Annotated in this window: 14 protein-coding genes; 6 read left to right on the top strand and 8 right to left on the bottom strand. The window is 73.8% G+C overall.

The genetic code is table 11. The features are described from left to right. The 3 genes from ACFI33_RS04245 to ACFI33_RS04235 all read left to right on the top strand — a co-directional run. The coding region (locus tag ACFI33_RS04245; RefSeq protein WP_036337106.1) for a DnaJ C-terminal domain-containing protein at positions 1-978 on the top strand (978 nt) is incomplete at its 5' end. After that, the gene (locus ACFI33_RS04240) at positions 975-1,526 is read left to right on the top strand and encodes a heat shock protein transcriptional repressor HspR (protein WP_095347368.1); all 552 of its coding nucleotides are present in this window, start codon (positions 975-977) and stop codon (positions 1,524-1,526) included. The genes ACFI33_RS04245 and ACFI33_RS04240, both read left to right, overlap by 4 nt. After that, a complete protein-coding gene (locus ACFI33_RS04235) occupies positions 1,505-2,572 on the top strand; it encodes an alpha/beta hydrolase (RefSeq protein ID WP_233263206.1) in 1,068 nt (355 codons plus the stop codon). The genes ACFI33_RS04240 and ACFI33_RS04235 overlap by 22 nt, the downstream gene beginning before the upstream one ends. Before the next feature lie 22 nt (positions 2,573-2,594). Here ACFI33_RS04235 and trmB read toward each other — a convergent pair whose 3' ends face one another. The 3 genes from trmB to ACFI33_RS04220 all read right to left on the bottom strand — a co-directional run bounded on the left by trmB (position 2,595) and on the right by ACFI33_RS04220 (position 5,717). After that, positions 2,595-3,590 carry a tRNA (guanosine(46)-N7)-methyltransferase TrmB gene (gene trmB, locus ACFI33_RS04230; protein WP_095347367.1) on the bottom strand — a complete coding sequence of 332 codons (996 nt, stop codon included), beginning with the start codon at positions 3,588-3,590 and terminating at the stop codon, positions 2,595-2,597. Positions 3,591-3,660: 70 nt separating this feature from the next. Then, positions 3,661-4,965, bottom strand: coding sequence for a hypothetical protein (locus ACFI33_RS04225; RefSeq protein ID WP_095347366.1), 1,305 nt, complete (start codon positions 4,963-4,965; stop codon positions 3,661-3,663). Between the two features lie 5 nt (positions 4,966-4,970). Next, positions 4,971-5,717, bottom strand: a complete 747-nt coding sequence (locus tag ACFI33_RS04220) for a DedA family protein (RefSeq protein ID WP_095347370.1) — start codon at positions 5,715-5,717, stop codon at positions 4,971-4,973. A 200-nt stretch (positions 5,718-5,917) separates the two neighbouring features. Between ACFI33_RS04220 and ACFI33_RS04215 the strand changes: the two genes are divergently transcribed. Continuing rightward, entirely contained in the window at positions 5,918-6,511 is a 594-nt protein-coding gene (locus ACFI33_RS04215; RefSeq protein ID WP_095347365.1) for a hypothetical protein, read from the top strand. Positions 6,512-6,610: 99 nt separating this feature from the next. Here ACFI33_RS04215 and ACFI33_RS04210 read toward each other — a convergent pair whose 3' ends face one another. From ACFI33_RS04210 to ACFI33_RS04200, 3 genes are read right to left on the bottom strand one after another with little or no spacing between them, the layout of a single operon-like run. Next, positions 6,611-7,414: an amino acid ABC transporter ATP-binding protein gene (locus ACFI33_RS04210; protein WP_036339321.1), complete on the bottom strand. Its 804-nt coding sequence runs from the start codon at positions 7,412-7,414 to the stop codon at positions 6,611-6,613. Position 7,415: 1 nt separating this feature from the next. Continuing rightward, the gene (locus ACFI33_RS04205; RefSeq protein ID WP_052001180.1) at positions 7,416-8,246 is read right to left on the bottom strand and encodes an amino acid ABC transporter permease; all 831 of its coding nucleotides are present in this window, start codon (positions 8,244-8,246) and stop codon (positions 7,416-7,418) included. Next, the gene (locus ACFI33_RS04200) at positions 8,243-9,064 is read right to left on the bottom strand and encodes an ABC transporter substrate-binding protein (protein WP_010080238.1); all 822 of its coding nucleotides are present in this window, start codon (positions 9,062-9,064) and stop codon (positions 8,243-8,245) included. Before ACFI33_RS04200 ends, ACFI33_RS04205 begins: the two co-directional genes overlap by 4 nt. A gap of 313 nt (positions 9,065-9,377) precedes the next feature. On the opposite strand from ACFI33_RS04200, the gene ACFI33_RS04195 reads away from it, so the two are divergent. After that, positions 9,378-10,079 carry a hypothetical protein gene (locus ACFI33_RS04195; RefSeq protein WP_238692753.1) on the top strand — a complete coding sequence of 234 codons (702 nt, stop codon included), beginning with the start codon at positions 9,378-9,380 and terminating at the stop codon, positions 10,077-10,079. 4 nt (positions 10,080-10,083) lie between these two features. Here ACFI33_RS04195 and ACFI33_RS04190 read toward each other — a convergent pair whose 3' ends face one another. Continuing rightward, on the bottom strand, positions 10,084-11,265 hold the full coding sequence (locus tag ACFI33_RS04190) for a YihY/virulence factor BrkB family protein (RefSeq protein ID WP_069941133.1): 1,182 nt from the start codon (positions 11,263-11,265) through the stop codon (positions 10,084-10,086). A 151-nt stretch (positions 11,266-11,416) separates the two neighbouring features. Between ACFI33_RS04190 and clpB the strand changes: the two genes are divergently transcribed. Then, positions 11,417-14,011, top strand: a complete 2,595-nt coding sequence (gene clpB, locus ACFI33_RS04185; protein ID WP_095347364.1) for an ATP-dependent chaperone ClpB — start codon at positions 11,417-11,419, stop codon at positions 14,009-14,011. Positions 14,012-14,127: 116 nt separating this feature from the next. Here clpB and ACFI33_RS04180 read toward each other — a convergent pair whose 3' ends face one another. After that, positions 14,128-14,664: a hypothetical protein gene (locus tag ACFI33_RS04180; protein WP_036339337.1), complete on the bottom strand. Its 537-nt coding sequence runs from the start codon at positions 14,662-14,664 to the stop codon at positions 14,128-14,130. Positions 14,665-14,775: the final 111 nt, after the last annotated feature.

Below are 14,775 nucleotides of genomic sequence, written 5' to 3'. Positions count from 1 at the left end.
ATGGCCTCGCAGGATTGGATGGACAAGGACTTCTACGCGACCCTGGGGGTGTCCAAGGACGCCTCCGAATCGGACGTGAAGAAGGCCTACCGCAAGCTCGCCCGCACCCACCACCCGGACCAGAACCCCGGGGACGAGGCGGCCGAGAAGAAGTTCAAGGAGATCTCGGAGGCGTACGCCGTCCTGAGTGACCCCCAGGAGCGCCAGGAGTACGACGCGATCCGTGCGATGGGCGGCGGCGCCCGGTTCTCCGCCCCGGGCGGTGCCGGCGGCGGCGGCTTCGAGGACGTCTTCGGCGGCATGTTCGGCGGCGGGGGCGGCCCCCGCACCACGCAGTCCGGGCCCGACCTGTCGGACCTGTTCAGCGGGATGTTCGGCGGCGCCGCCGGCCAGACCGGCGGCTTCGGCGACGCCGGCTACCCGCGGCCGCGCCCCACGAAGGGCGCGGACCGCACCGCCACCACCACGATCTCCTTCCGCGGTTCGATCCAGGGCACCACGGTGTCCCTGCGCGCCCCGGACGGCGAGACGATCGAGGTGAAGATCCCGAAGGGCATCCGCGACGGCCAGAAGGTCCGGGCCCGCGGCAAGGGCTCGCCCGGTGCGGCCGGCCGCGGCGACCTGCTGGTCACCGTGCACGTGCGCGAGCACGAGTTCTTCCACCGGGACGGGGACGACCTGCGCATCACCGTGCCCGTCACCTTCCCCGAGGCCGCCCTCGGCGCCACGATCGAGGTGCCCACGCTGGAGCGCCCCGTGAAGGTGAAGGTGCCGGCGGGCTCCCAGTCCGGCCGCGTGCTGCGCCTGAAGGGCCGCGGTGTCGAGCGCGGGACGACGACGGGTGACCTGCTCGTGGAGCTGCACGTCACCGTGCCCACCGAGCTCGACGACGACGCCCGCGCCGCCATCGAGGCCCTGCAGTCCGCCCTGGCCGGCGACGATCCGCGGCGGGAGCTGGCCCGGAAGGCCGCCTGGTGAGCGCCCGCGACGGCGCCGCCCGCGCGGACCGGGGCCGCGAGCCGGGTCTTGACCGGAACGCCCCCGTCTTCGTGATCTCCGTGGCCGCCGAGATGGCGGACATGCACCCGCAGACCCTGCGCCAGTACGACCGGCTCGGCCTCGTGGTCCCCGCCCGCCAGGGCGGACGGCAACGCCGCTACTCCCTGGCCGATGTCGAGCGGCTGCAGACCGTGCAGGCCCTGAGCCGCGAGGGCATCTCGCTGGAGGGCATCCGCCGCGTGATCGCGCTGCAGCGCGAGGTCGAGCAGCTGCAGGACACCGTGGTCGAGCTGGCGGCCCAGGTGGACCGCCTCCACCACGCCTCCCGCCTGGCCCGCGTCTTCACCGTGGGCTCCGGCGGCGACGTCTCGGCCCGGTACGCCGACCGGATGGCCGCCCGCCGCCAGGCCGCGGCACGGACCGAGGCCGACGCCGCGGGCCAGGCCTCCCCGGGTGTCCTGCGGATGCTGCCCTCCGGCGGCGCCCGCCCCCGACGGGTGCTCACGTGGCAGCCCGAGCAGGACTGAGCCGGGCGTCGTTCGGGGTGGCCGCACGGTCCCGCGTCCGGGAGCGGCTGCGCGCCGACATGGCCCGGCGCGACGGCCTGGGCCGGCGGGCCCGCAGCGCCCTGGACGGGATCGTCCACGCCCTCAAGCCGGAGGGCATGGACCCGCACCTGCCCGCCCGGCATCTGCTGGACTACGTCCTCGACGGCCCGGACGGTCCGCGCGCGGTGGTCGCCGCGGGAGACCCCGCGACCGCCACCCACCTGACCTGGCTCGTCTCCGGCATGGGCATCCGCCCCCAGACGGCCATGTGGGGGACGGCCCGGGAGGCCGCCCACCTCGCCGCCGCCCAGCGCGCCGCCGGCGCACCCCGCCCGGTCGTCATCGCGTGGCTCGGCTACCCCGCGCCCACACCCTGGCGGGTGGTGCTCGACGGCCCCGGCCGGCGCGGCGGCGCGATGCTCGCCGCGGATGTGCGGGCCTGGTGGGAGTTCATGCGCCACGGGCCGGGGGAGGACGACGCCGCCGCCCCGGCCCTGCGCGCCCGCGGGACCGCCGTGCACGGGGCCATGGAGGCCCACTCGTACGGCTCGCTGGTGGCCGCGCACGCCCTGCGCCTGCTCGCGGACCGGGGCCTGCAGCCCGACGACGCCGAGGCCCCGTGGCCGGCCGAGCGTCCCGTCGAGGCCCTCGTGGTCTCGGGCGCGGTCGGCCTGCCCGCCGCCCTGGCAGCCCGGGCCGCGCACCTCGGCCTGCGGTCCGGACGGGTGTTCCGCGCCCTGGCCCCGGGCGACCTCCTCGCCCGGGTCGGCCGTGCGGTGGGCCGTCGTCGGGACTGGACGGACGCCGCCGTGCTGCCGGTGGCCCCGCGGCCCGGCCTGGCGGGGGCCGGCGTCCGCGGCCACCACACGGCCCGCTGGTCGCCGACGGCCCCCGGGGACGCCCCGAGGGGCTACCGGGACGCCGGGTCCGTGACGCTCGCGGCGACCGCGCGGGTGACCGCCGGCCTGCCGCTGCCGCCCGTCCCGGACGGCGCCGACCCGGCCGGGCCGGTCGCCCCGGCCTGAGCGGCCCCGTCGGGCCCCGTGCTCAGCGGCGGCGGTACGCCAGGTCGAACACAAGGCGTCCGGCCCGCTGGGACTTCGCCTCGAAGCTCGTGATCGGTCGACCCTCGAACCGGGGCGCCCAGCCGCCCTCGTGGTCCACGGGGTCCGCGGCCGCCGCGCCGGCCCGCGCCTCACCCAGGCCGGCCCGCAGCGGGCGCTCCTCCTCGGCCGCGCGCTCCCAGCCCGCGGGCAGCGGCTGGGCACCCACCTCGGTCTCCCTGCCCTCGCGGCGCACCCGCGTGAGCGGGGAGTCCTCGCCTGCGGCGCGCCCGGGGAAGAGGTTCTCGAACTCCGGGTGCGCCTCGAGCACCTCGCGCATCTGCACGGCGTAGCCCGACCAGTCCGTCGCCAGCCGCAGCACCCCGCCGGGGGCGAGCACCCGCGCCACGCGGTCCGCGAAGGCGGGGGAGACCAGGCGGCGCTTGTGGTGCCGCTTCTTGTGCCACGGGTCCGGGAAGAACACCCACACCTCGGAGACGGAGCCGGGCGTGAGCAGGGCGTCCAGCAGCTCGGGGGCGTTGGCCTCCACGGCGCGGACGTTCTCCAGGCCCTGCTGCTCCACGCGCGTCATGAGCGCGGCCAGGCCGGGCACGTAGACCTCGACGGCGAGCACGTTCCAGTCCGGCCGGTCGGCGGCGGCCTGCGCCGTGGACTCGCCCAGCCCGGAGCCGATGTCCACCAGCAGGGGGGCCTCGCGCCCGAACACCCCGGCCCAGTCCAGTCGGGCCTGGGCGTCCACCGAGGTGGCGCCGCGGCCGCGGGGCACGTCCACGAGGACCCGCTCCGCCTGGCGGTCCCACACGGCCTGCCGCCCCGCGTTCAGGCGCGCACCGCGTCGGACGAAGGAGACCGGCTCCCGTCGGACGAGGGCGGGGTCCTTGTCCCGATTGTGGTCGTGCGCGTGGACGCGCTCGGCGGGCGGCGGGACGGCGTCGGGGTCGGGTGCGTCCGGGCGGGGGCGGGGGAGGTGCTCAGTCATCGCCCCGATCCTGCCACGGCCGTGCGTCGACGGCGCCGACCGCGGTCGCCGCCGGCGCCCGGCGCCGGGGTCAGGGGGTGCCGCTGGAGCGGTCTCCCGACGTGGGCGGCGCGGGCGCCGAGGCCGTCGTGGCGGTCGGCTCGGGCGCGGACTCGGTCGGGTCCGGCGCGGGGGCCGTGGCCGGCGCGCTCGTGGACGGACCGGACGGGCTCGGGGACGTGGGGGTCGGCGTCGCGGAGGTCGGCGACGGGTCGGGGGTGCTCGGCGTCGGACTGCCGGATCCCGTGCCCGACGGCGAGGACGAGCTGGCGGGCGACGTCGGGGAGGACGGCGTGGCCGAGCCGGTGGACGTGGGGACCGAGGAGGACGGGGCCGTGCTGCTCGGCACCGTGCTGCTCGGCACCGGGGTGGTCGCGCTGGGCGTCGGGGCCGCCGTGTCGGCGGGTGCGGACGGGGGCGGCACGGGTGCGTCGGTGGCCTCCTGCGTCCGCGAGGACGTCTCGGGCTCCGGCTGCTGCTCCTCGAGGGTCGGGGTGGAGCGGTCCGGCAGACGCAGGTCGGCGGGGGCGGAGGCGGCGTCCGCGGCGACGTGGCCCAGGTCGGACAGCCAGGGGGCTGCCGTGTCCCGGGGGATCCGCACCGTCAGCACACCCGCGGCGGCCGGCGCCATGGACGCCTGGTCCGCCTCGAGCATCAGGCTGCCGTCCGGGAGGAAGACCACCGCGTCCCAGACGCGACGGTTCTCCACCTGCTCCGGCGCGTCGACCGCCGAGTCCAGGCGCGAGCCGATCACGTCCGGGTCGTTGGCCATGCGCTGGCGCACCTCGGCGCGGAACGCGTCCCAGCCGTCGGGGGTGAAGAGATCGGCGGTCTCGAGCACGCGGTCCTCGCGGGCCGAGTACCAGATCACGTGCGAGGTGGACACGGAGTCCGTGCCGCGCCGTTCCGTGGCGAGCAGGCGGGCCGCGGCGATGTCCTCGGCCACGACGGCGAGCTGCGGCTGGATCTCCAGGCGCGGGTCCGCGCTGGGGTCGGTGTCCCGGCGGTACTGGTCGATCTGGGCGCGCACGGCCCCGGCCATGGCCTCCGTCCAGGCCGGCGCCCCGGGCACCTGCAGCCACGCCCCGTGGTGGTCCGGGTCCTCGCCCTCGAGCACGGCGATGCTCGCCTCCGGCACCCTCTCGAGGTCGTGCGAGGGGACCTCGAGCGTAAACGGGGCCATGTCCATGGACGGCAGGGCGGAGGCCGCCGTCGTGGCGGGCGCAGGCTCGGGCTGCGGCTCGGTGCGAGCACAGGCGCTCAGCGCCACCAGGGCGACGGCGGCCAGGCCGAGGGCCGCGCGGCCACGGCGGGGGGAGGGCAGGACGGGGTGCATGCGATTCACTTCCGGTGGTCGGAGGACTCCAGGATGGCCTCGACGCGGGCGGCCATCTCATCCGCGGTCGGCGGGCGCCAGTCCGGGTCGTTCCGGCGGCGGGCGTCACGGCGCAGGCGCAGGACCACCCAGATCGCGAGGAAGGCCAGGATCAGGACCAGGACGATGTTGGAGAAGACGTCCGCGTACTCGGAGACGACGTGGAACCGCTCCCCGAGCGCGTAGCCGCCGTAGACGAAGATCGCGTTCCAGATCAGGGAGCCCAGCGCCGTGAACAGGGTGAACTTCGCGAGGTTCATCCGCTCGATGCCCGCGGGGATGGAGATCAGGGAGCGGAACACGGGGACCATGCGGCCCAGGAACACGGTCCAGTAGCCGTATCGGATGAACCAGCGCTCGGTCTTGGCCACGTCCTCCATGTCCACCAGCGGCATGCGGTCCGCGAGGCGGTACATGCGGCGGCGGCCGAGCCACGCGCCGAGGCCGTAGAGGGCCAGCGCTCCGACGATCGAGCCGACCGTCGCCCAGACCAGCGCGGCATGCGGGCTGAAGGCGCCGCCGGCCGCGGTGAAGCCGGCCAGGGGCAGGATCACCTCGGACGGGATGGGCGGGAAGATGTTCTCCGCGAAGACGGCCAGGCCGACGCCGATCGGGCCGACCGCCTCCATGATGTCCACGACGATGTTGCCGAGCCAGCCGTAGTCGGTGGGCGCGGCGGCGGCCACGGTCAGGGGTGCGACGAGGGGGAGCATGCGCCCCATTGTCCATCATCGACCGCCTCCGCGACGTGGTGGAGGCGCCGACGTCGTCCGCTCTGCGCGCACACTCGCGCCTCCGGGCGGGCGGGAGCGGGCTGCCGTTGGTAGTGTCAGAGGCGCTGACCGCTCACCGACCGTTCGCGCCACACCCCACTCCACGTGCGTGCCGCGGGCCCTACTGGAAGGAAGACTCCATGAGCATCGTCCAGATTCCGCTGCGCCTGGCCTCCGGCGCGTTCATCCTGAACTCCGGCCTGAACAAGCGCGGCATCTCCGCGGAGCAGGCCCAGGGCCTGCGCGACATGGGCGCCCGCGGCCTGCCCGCGCTGGCCAACCTGTCGCCGGAGCAGTTCAAGAAGTTCCTCGTGACCACCGAGGTCGGCGTGGGCGCAGCCCTGCTGGCCCCGTTCGTCCCGGGCTGGCTCGCCGGCTCCGCCCTGACCGCGTTCTCCGGCGGCCTGTTCTCGATGTACCTGAACACCCCGGAGATGACCGAGGCGGACGGCGTGCGTCCGTCCCAGGAGGGCACCGCCGTCGCCAAGGACATCTTCCTGGTCGGCTCCGGCCTGGCCATCGCCGCCGACTCCGTGGCCAACCGCCCCGGCAAGCGTCGCAAGGCCGCCAAGAAGCGCGCCGCCCGCATCGAGGGCGCCCGCGACGCCAAGGTGCAGGCCATCCGTGATGCCCAGGACGAGAAGGTCGCTGCGATCCACGCCGCCCGTGAGGAGCAGGTCGCCGCGCTGCGCGAGGCCCGTGACGAGCTGAAGAAGCTGCGCAAGAAGGCCTGACGCCCCCGCCGCACGCCTGAGGGGCCCCGCCCGGACCATGGTCCAGGCGGGGCCCCTCACGCATGCGCCCGCCCACCGGGGCACGGCGGGTGGGCAGGCTCAGAGGTCGATCTCGGTGGGGTGCAGCACGCGGCGCAGGAAGTCCTGGGTGCGCGGCTGCTGGGGGTCGGAGATCACCGCGGCGGCCGGGCCGGCCTCCACCACGACGCCGCCGTCCATGAACACGACCCGGTCGGCCACCTCACGGGCGAAGCCCATCTCGTGGGTGACCACGAGCATGGTCATGCCGTCGCGGGCCAGCTGACGCATGATCGCCAGGACGTCGCCGACGGTCTCGGGGTCGAGGGCCGAGGTGGGCTCGTCGAAGAGCATCAGCTGCGGGTCCATGGCCAGCGCACGGGCGATCGCCACGCGCTGCTGCTGGCCGCCGGAGAGCTGGTCCGGGTAGCGGTCCTCGAGCTCGGCCAGGCCCACGCGGGCCAGCTGCCGACGGGCGATGTCCGCCGCCTCGGCCTTGCCCCGCTTGAGCACCTTGAGCTGGGCCACGGTGCAGTTCTCCAGCACGGACAGGTGCGGGAACAGGTTGAACTGCTGGAACACCATGCCCACGTGGCGGCGCAGCACGTCCAGGTCCACGTCCTCGTCCGTGACCGTGAACTCACCGACCGTGACGACGCCCGAGTCGGGCTTCTCCAGCAGGTTCACGCAGCGCAGGAGGGTGGACTTGCCCGAGCCGGACGGGCCGATCAGGCACACGACCTCGCCAGGGGCGACCTCGAGGTCGATGCCGCGCAGCACGTGGTTGGCGCCGAAGGACTTGTTGAGGCCGGCCACATGCACGCCGGCGGCGTCCGCGGCGGCCACCGCGCCGAAGGATCCGGTGATGGGGTTCTGCTGGGCCATCTCAGTGCCCCTTCTTGGTCGAACGGGCCTCGAACCGGCGGGCCAGCAGGGACAGCGGCACGGTGATCACGAGGTAGAACAGGCCGGCCACGAGGATCGGCGTCATGCCGGCGTCGAGGGCGGAGATGCCGTCGCGGCCGAACTTGGTGAGCTCGTACTCGTGCGCGGCCAGGCCGAGCACGTAGACCAGCGAGGAATCCTTGGTCAGGAGGATGACCTCATTGGTGAGCGGCGGCAGCACGATGCGGAACGCCTGGGGGATCACGATGGTGACCATGGCCCGCCACGTCGGCATGCCGAGGGACCGGGCCGCCTCCATCTGGCCGCGGGGCACGGCCTGCAGGCCGGCACGCAGGGTCTCGGCGATGTAGGCGGCCGAGACCATGCCCAGGGCCACCATCACGACGACGGGGATCGGCCAGGACACCCCGAACGCAAAGGGCACCCCGTAGCCGAAGGCGAGGAACACCAGCAGCGCGGGGACGCCGCGGAAGAACTCGACGTAGGCGGTGGCCAGCCACCGGTACGGGCCGAACGAGCTCAGGCGCATGAGCGCGAGCACGATGCCGCCCAGGAGGCCGACGACGAACGAGGTGACCGTGTAGAACAGCGTGTTGCCCAGGCCCACGAGGATCACGTTGGGGAACATCGGGGCCACGGCGGGGAAGTTCAGGACGTTCTCGGCGAGCGTGCCCCAGTCGATGAGGACGGCCAGGACGACGAGGGCGAGGACGAAGACGGCCGCCTGGATGATCAGGGACAGCCGGCGACGGCGGCGCGCACGGCCGGGCTTCATGGCCGGTGCGGGCGAGACGGGGGTCTGCGTGCTCATCGGTAGTCCTCCTGTGCCTGACCGAACCAGCGCTCCTGGAGCTCGGCCACGGTGCCGTCGTTGCGCAGCTCCTGCAGCGCGCGGTTCACGGCGGAGCCGAGCTGCGCCTTCTGCGGGCCGACCGCCATGCCGAGCTGCTCGCCCGTGGGCAGCGACTCGACCACCTCGAAGCGATCGTCGTCCTTGAGCGAGTAGAGCAGCACGGACTGGTTGCCCAGGGCGGCGTCCACGGTGCCGGCCTGGAGGGCCTGGATCTGCATGCCGCCGTCCTCGAACTGCACGGGGCTCAGGCCGTTCTGCTGGGCGTACTCGTCGCCGGTGGTCGCGGCCTGCACGCCGATCCGGCGGCCCTTCGCGGACTCGACGTCGGTGATGCCGGAGCCCTTCTTCGCGACCAGGACGAGGTCGTCGTCGAGGTAGGGGAGGGTGAAGGCCATGACGCGCTGGCGGGCCTCGGTGATGGAGATCGACGAGGCGTTCACGTCGCAGCCGGTGAGCGAGGCACCCGACTCGATCGCCTCGAAGGAGGAGTCGATCACGTTCACCCCGAGACCCAGCTTCTCCGCCACCGCCTCGACCAGCTGGATGTCGTAGCCGGTCAGCTCACCCTTCTCCTCGAACTCGAAGGGCGGGTAGGGGATGTCGGAGCAGACCGTCAGGACGCCGGGCTGGACGAGGCCGTACGAGGTGCTCAGGTCGTCATCGGACACGATGCCGGCGGATCCGGCGTCGCCGCCGAGGACGGCGCAGCCGGTGAGCAGCGCCGCCGACGCGGTGAGCCCCACGGCGCCGAGGAGGCGGGAGTGGATGCGGGTCATGGAGTGCCTTCTGTGCCGCCGTCGGGAGGACGGGCGTGCGGGTCGGAGGGAGCCGGCAGAGTGACGTGTTCCGCCGTGATTGGTGGTCATCGTAGTGCGTCGGGCCCGTCGCGGGCGCCGGGAGACGACTCGTCGCCGCGGAGCGAGCCGATCGACCGGTGGCCCTGCCGCGGCCCGCCCCAGCAGACGAAGGCTGGCCTCGCGCTGTGGGGATTGCCAGGCTGGTCACATCGTCGTCACCCGGTCTGAGAGGTCTCTCATCCTCCGCACCGCCGCCCCCGCCCGCCCCGTCGCCACCCTGTCCCTGCTCGCGGTGGGCGCCCTCGCGCTCGTCGGCTGTGCCGGGGGCGGCGGCGAGGCCTCGTCCTCCGCGTCGGCCGACGCGTCCGAGTCCGCCACGACGGGGGCCGGCTCGGACCTCACGGACGAGCAGGAGGAGCGTGTGGAGGCGCTCGAGGACGTCCTGCTCACGCCCCAGACCGCGCCCGACGGCGTGTTCACGGACATGGAGACCCAGGCCGGCGGCGGGGGTGAGCCGATCAGCACGAGTCTGAGCCTGACGGGCGTCACCCCCACGGGCGCCTGCGCGGACCTCATCGAGCAGATCAACACGCAGCAGGCGCCCGGGCTCGGCGGTGCGCTGGCCCAGTACGAGGTGGACCCGGCCGCGGTCACCGGCCTGGCCGGTTCCCAGGCCGGGGCGTTCGGCATGGTCGCGGTCACCGAGGACGGCACCGATCTGCTGGAGCCCTTCGGCGAGCTGGCCGACACGTGCGGCACGTTCGGCGACCCGGACGGCGTCGAGGCGGCCTTCACGACGGTGCCCGGCGTGCCGGACGCGGTCCACATCTCCCTGGGGAACTCGGGCATGGACACGGCCTTGTTCACCATGACCGTCGGTGGCGTCACGGACGGGGACGAGCTCGTGTACCTCGGCATGGTGGGCCTCGACGAGGAGATCGCGGCCGAGACGCTGCGTGCCCAGGTCGAGGCGTTCGAGAAGCGGGAGCGCTGACCTCTCAGTCGTCGGGCCGCGGCGTCGGCTCGAGGCGGGCGCCGTCGTCGGACACCGGGTCCGCGTGGAACGGGCTGCCCGAGCTGACGTCCTCCGGGCCTCGCCCTCCCGACTCGACCGCGAGGAGGCGCCCCTCCTCGGAGAGCAGGGGTGTGGCCTCGATCGTGAGGCTCTCGCCGGCGCGCACGGCCTCGGCCACGAGCCGGGCCAGGCGGCGGATGCGGGCCTCGTACCGTTCGAAGTCCTCGAGCACCGCGGTGTGCCGCGTCGCCAGCTGGATCTCGACGGAGGCGTCGATGCCGACGGCCAGCTGGCGGGCACGCAGCACCTCCGCGTCGAAGGCGGCCCCGGCCAACAGCACGATGCACGCCACCCACGCGAGGGCGAGCACGCCGATCGCGGAGTTGATCCGCCCGACCACGGCGAACTGGCCGAACCGGTCCGTGATCCAGCCCAGGGCCACGGTGGCGCCGAAGAGCAGGACCACCACGGCCACGGCGCCGAGCGAGAGCGGGCGGTAGCGGGGCTGCCGGACGTTGGGCCCCAGGCGGTAGGCGAGGGTCACGATGAGGGCGATCACCACGAGGATGACCGGCCACTTCACCACGTTCCACGTCTGGACCGTCTCCTCCGGCAGGCCGACGGCCTGGCCGAGGCGCTGGGAGAGGTCCCCGCCGACGACCACCAGGATCGTGATCAGCACGGCGCCGAGCATGAGGGCGAGCGTCTCGACGAAGACCACGAGGCGGAAGTGGAGGAAGGGCCGGCCCTCGCGGGTGTCGTGGATGCGGTGCATGGCCCGGTGGAACGCGCCGACGGCGCCCGAGGCGGACACCACGGTGCCGACGGCCCCCAGGACGACAGCGCCGGTGCCGGGCCCGGCCGAGCCGAGGGTCAGGATCCACTCGCGGACGACGTCGGGCGTCAGCGACGGCCAGATCTCGGCGGCCAGGTGCGCCGCGGCGTCCACGGTCTCCTCCTCGACGCCCAGCAGCGAGACCACGGAGAGCAGGGCGACGACGGTGGGCAGCAGGGACAGCGCCCCGAAGAAGGTCATGGCGGCGGCCACATCCCAGACCTGCAGCTCGAAGAGCCGGTGCAGGGTGCGGCGCAGGACGTACAGCAGGGACACCCGCGGTCGGGTGTACGTGCGGAGGCGCCGGGGCGCCGCTGTGGAGCCGGCCATGGCACCAACGTACCGGCGCGCGGGGGAATAGCCCTGGCACGAGGGGAGTTGAGCTACATAGACTCAACTTTGTCTCGGCGGTGGGAATGGCCCGCCGTCGACGGTTGTCCGACACCCCCGGGACACGGGGGAGAGAAGGAGCGAGGCGCACATGGATGCCAAGTTCACCACCAAGAGCCAGGAGGCGCTCTCGGCCGCGGCCATGAACGCCTCCACCGCCGGCAACCCCCAGATCGAGCCGGCCCACCTGCTGAAGGCCCTGATGGACCAGCGGGAGTCCGTCGCCGTGGCCGTCCTCAAGGCCGCCGGGGCCGACCCCGACGCCGTCTCCACGGCGGCCTCCTCGGCCATCCGGCGCCTGCCCTCCACCCAGGGCAGCACGGTGGCCCAGGCGCAGCTCTCGCGCGCCGCCCTGCAGGTCGTGCAGAACGCGCGCACCCAGGCCGAGCAGCGCTCGGACCAGTTCGTCTCCACCGAGCACCTGCTGCTCGGCGTGGCCGCGGATCCGGGCGAGGCCGGTGAGGCACTGCGCTCGAACGGGGCGAGCCTCGAGGCGCTCGCCGCCGCCCTCACCCAGGTGCGCGGCGACTCCCGCGTCACCACCCAGGACCCGGAGACCACCTTCCAGTCCCTGGAGAAGTACGGCACGGACCTCACCGAGCTCGCCCGCTCCGGCAAGCTCGACCCGGTGATCGGCCGCGACGCCGAGATCCGCCGCGTGGTGCAGGTGCTCTCGCGCCGCACCAAGAACAACCCCGTGCTCATCGGCGAGCCCGGCGTCGGCAAGACCGCCGTCGTCGAGGGCCTGGCCCAGCGGATGGTGGCCGGGGACGTCCCCGAGTCCCTGCGCGGCAAGACGCTGATCAGCCTGGACCTGGGCGCCATGGTCGCCGGCGCCAAGTACCGCGGCGAGTTCGAGGAGCGCCTGAAGGCCGTCCTCGAGGAGATCAAGGCCGCCGAGGGGCAGGTCGTCACGTTCATCGACGAGATCCACACCGTCGTGGGTGCGGGCGCGTCCGAGGGCGCCATGGACGCCGGCAACATGCTCAAGCCCATGCTGGCCCGCGGCGAGCTGCGCCTGATCGGCGCGACCACCTTGGACGAGTACCGCGAGAACATCGAGAAGGACCCCGCCCTGGAGCGCCGCTTCCAGCAGGTCTTCGTGGGCGAGCCCAGCGTGGACGACACGATCGCCATCCTGCGCGGGCTCAAGGAGCGCTACGAGGCCCACCACAAGGTGGCCATCGCCGACTCCGCGCTCGTGGCCGCGGCCACGCTGTCCCACCGGTACATCACCGGCCGCCAGCTGCCCGACAAGGCCATCGACCTCGTGGACGAGGCCGCCTCACGCCTGCGCATGGAGATCGACTCCGCCCCGGAGGAGATCGACGTCCTGCGCCGCCAGGTGGACCGCCTGACCATGGAGGAGCTCGCCCTCGAAGGCGAGACGGACCCGGCATCCGTCGAGCGGCTCGAGGCCCTGCGCGCCGAGAAGGCGGACCGCGAGGAGGAGCTCACCGCCCTCACCGCCCGCTGGGACGCGGAGAAGGCAACCCTCAACGAGGCCGGTGACCTGCGCGCCAAGGTGGACGAGCTGCGCTCGCTGGCCGAGAAGGCCCAGCGCGACGGCGACCTCGCCGAGGCCTCCCGCCTGCTGTACGGCGAGATCCCCGCGCTGGAGAAGCAGCTCGAGGAGGCGGACCGCGCCGCCCGCGAGGCCGACCGCTCGAGCACCGAGCCGATGGTCTCCGAGGAGGTCACGGCGGACGACATCGCCGAAGTGGTCTCCGCGTGGACCGGCATCCCCGCGGGCCGCATGCTCACCGCCGAGTCCGAGAAGCTGCTCACCATGGAGGAGCACCTCGGCGAGCGGCTGATCGGGCAGCGGGACGCCGTCGTCGCCGTCGCGGACGCGGTGCGCCGCTCGCGGGCCGGCATCGCGGACCCGAATCGGCCCACCGGCTCGTTCCTGTTCCTGGGCCCCACGGGCGTGGGCAAGACCGAGCTCGCCAAGGCGCTCGCGGAGTTCCTCTTCGACGACGAGCGCGCCATGGTGCGGATCGACATGTCCGAGTACGCGGAGAAGCACTCCGTCTCCCGCCTGGTCGGCGCCCCTCCGGGCTACGTCGGCTACGACGAGGGCGGCCAGCTCACGGAGGCCGTGCGGCGTCGCCCGTACTCGGTGGTGCTGCTGGACGAGGTGGAGAAGGCCCATCCCGAGGTCTTCGACATCCTGCTCCAGGTGCTCGACGACGGCCGCCTCACCGACGGCCAGGGCCGCACCGTGGACTTCCGCAACGTGATCCTGATCCTGACCTCGAACCTGGGCTCGCAGTTCCTCGTGGACCCGACCCTGGACGAGGCCGCCAAGCGCGAGTCCGTGATGTCCGTGGTGCGCGGGGCGTTCAAGCCCGAGTTCCTCAACCGCCTGGACGAGATCGTGCTGTTCGACGCGCTCACCGTGGCCGAGTTGACGCGGATCGTGGACCTGCAGGTCGAGTCCCTGCAGGCGCGCCTGACGGACCGCCGCCTCACCCTTGAGGTGTCCGACGCCGCCAAGGCGTGGCTCGCTGAGACTGGGTTCGATCCGGCCTACGGCGCCCGGCCCCTGCGCCGCCTGGTGCAGCGCGAGATCGGTGACCGTCTGGCCCGCGGCATCCTCGCCGGGGAGATCGCGGACGGGGACACCGTGGTCGTGGACCGCGTCGAGGGCGAGAACGGCCTCACCGTGACCCGGAAGGGCTGACGCCGGGTCCGACGGACCGTGTTCCTCCTCCCTCTGGCACGTCGGGGGCGGTTTCGGGTGGTATCCAGGATGGATACCACCCGAAACCGCCCCCGACGGCATCTGTGAGTGGGGGGTCAGAAGGTCCCCACCGCGGCGCCGTGGACCCCGGCCCAGCTCACGAGGCCGAAGGCGACGCACGCCGTCAGCGCCGTGTAGAGGACGATGGCGACGGCCTGCCATGCCATCACGCGGTTCCGGCTCGCCCCGAAGGACACCATGGCCGGGGCCGCGACGTGCCCGGGGATGAAGAACCAGGGGCCGAGCAGGCTCAGCCCGGGCACGCCCCACGTCTCGAATCGGCGGTGCAGGTGGACGTGGTGATCGGCCACCGGGGTGCCGGGGTCGGTCGCCGGAACCGCGGTGTCGGCGGCCCTCCCACGACGCGCCGTGACGGCGGAGCGCACGCCGTGGGCCGCGTAGACCAGGAGCGCGACGGCGAGGAGGTTGCCCAGCACTGCGGCGGGGATGGCCACCCACGGGTGCACCCCGACGACGACGCCGATCAGCCCGGCGCCCTCGCCCTCCACGAACGGGATGAAGGAGACGAGGAAGACGCCGAGGCCCTGCAGGCCGTCGGGCAGCCCCATCACGAACTCGCGTGCGGTGTTCATCAGGTCCATCGTGACCACGTTCCTCTCCAGCGCTCTCGTTCGGGAAACCGTCGTGTTCCCCGGCGTCGTCGTCCGGGATCCGGTCGGGCTCCCGAGCTCTGACTCCAGCCT

The organism is Micrococcus sp. PSi08, from assembly GCF_054960655.1.
This window is presented reverse-complemented; position numbering and strand designations above follow the sequence as displayed.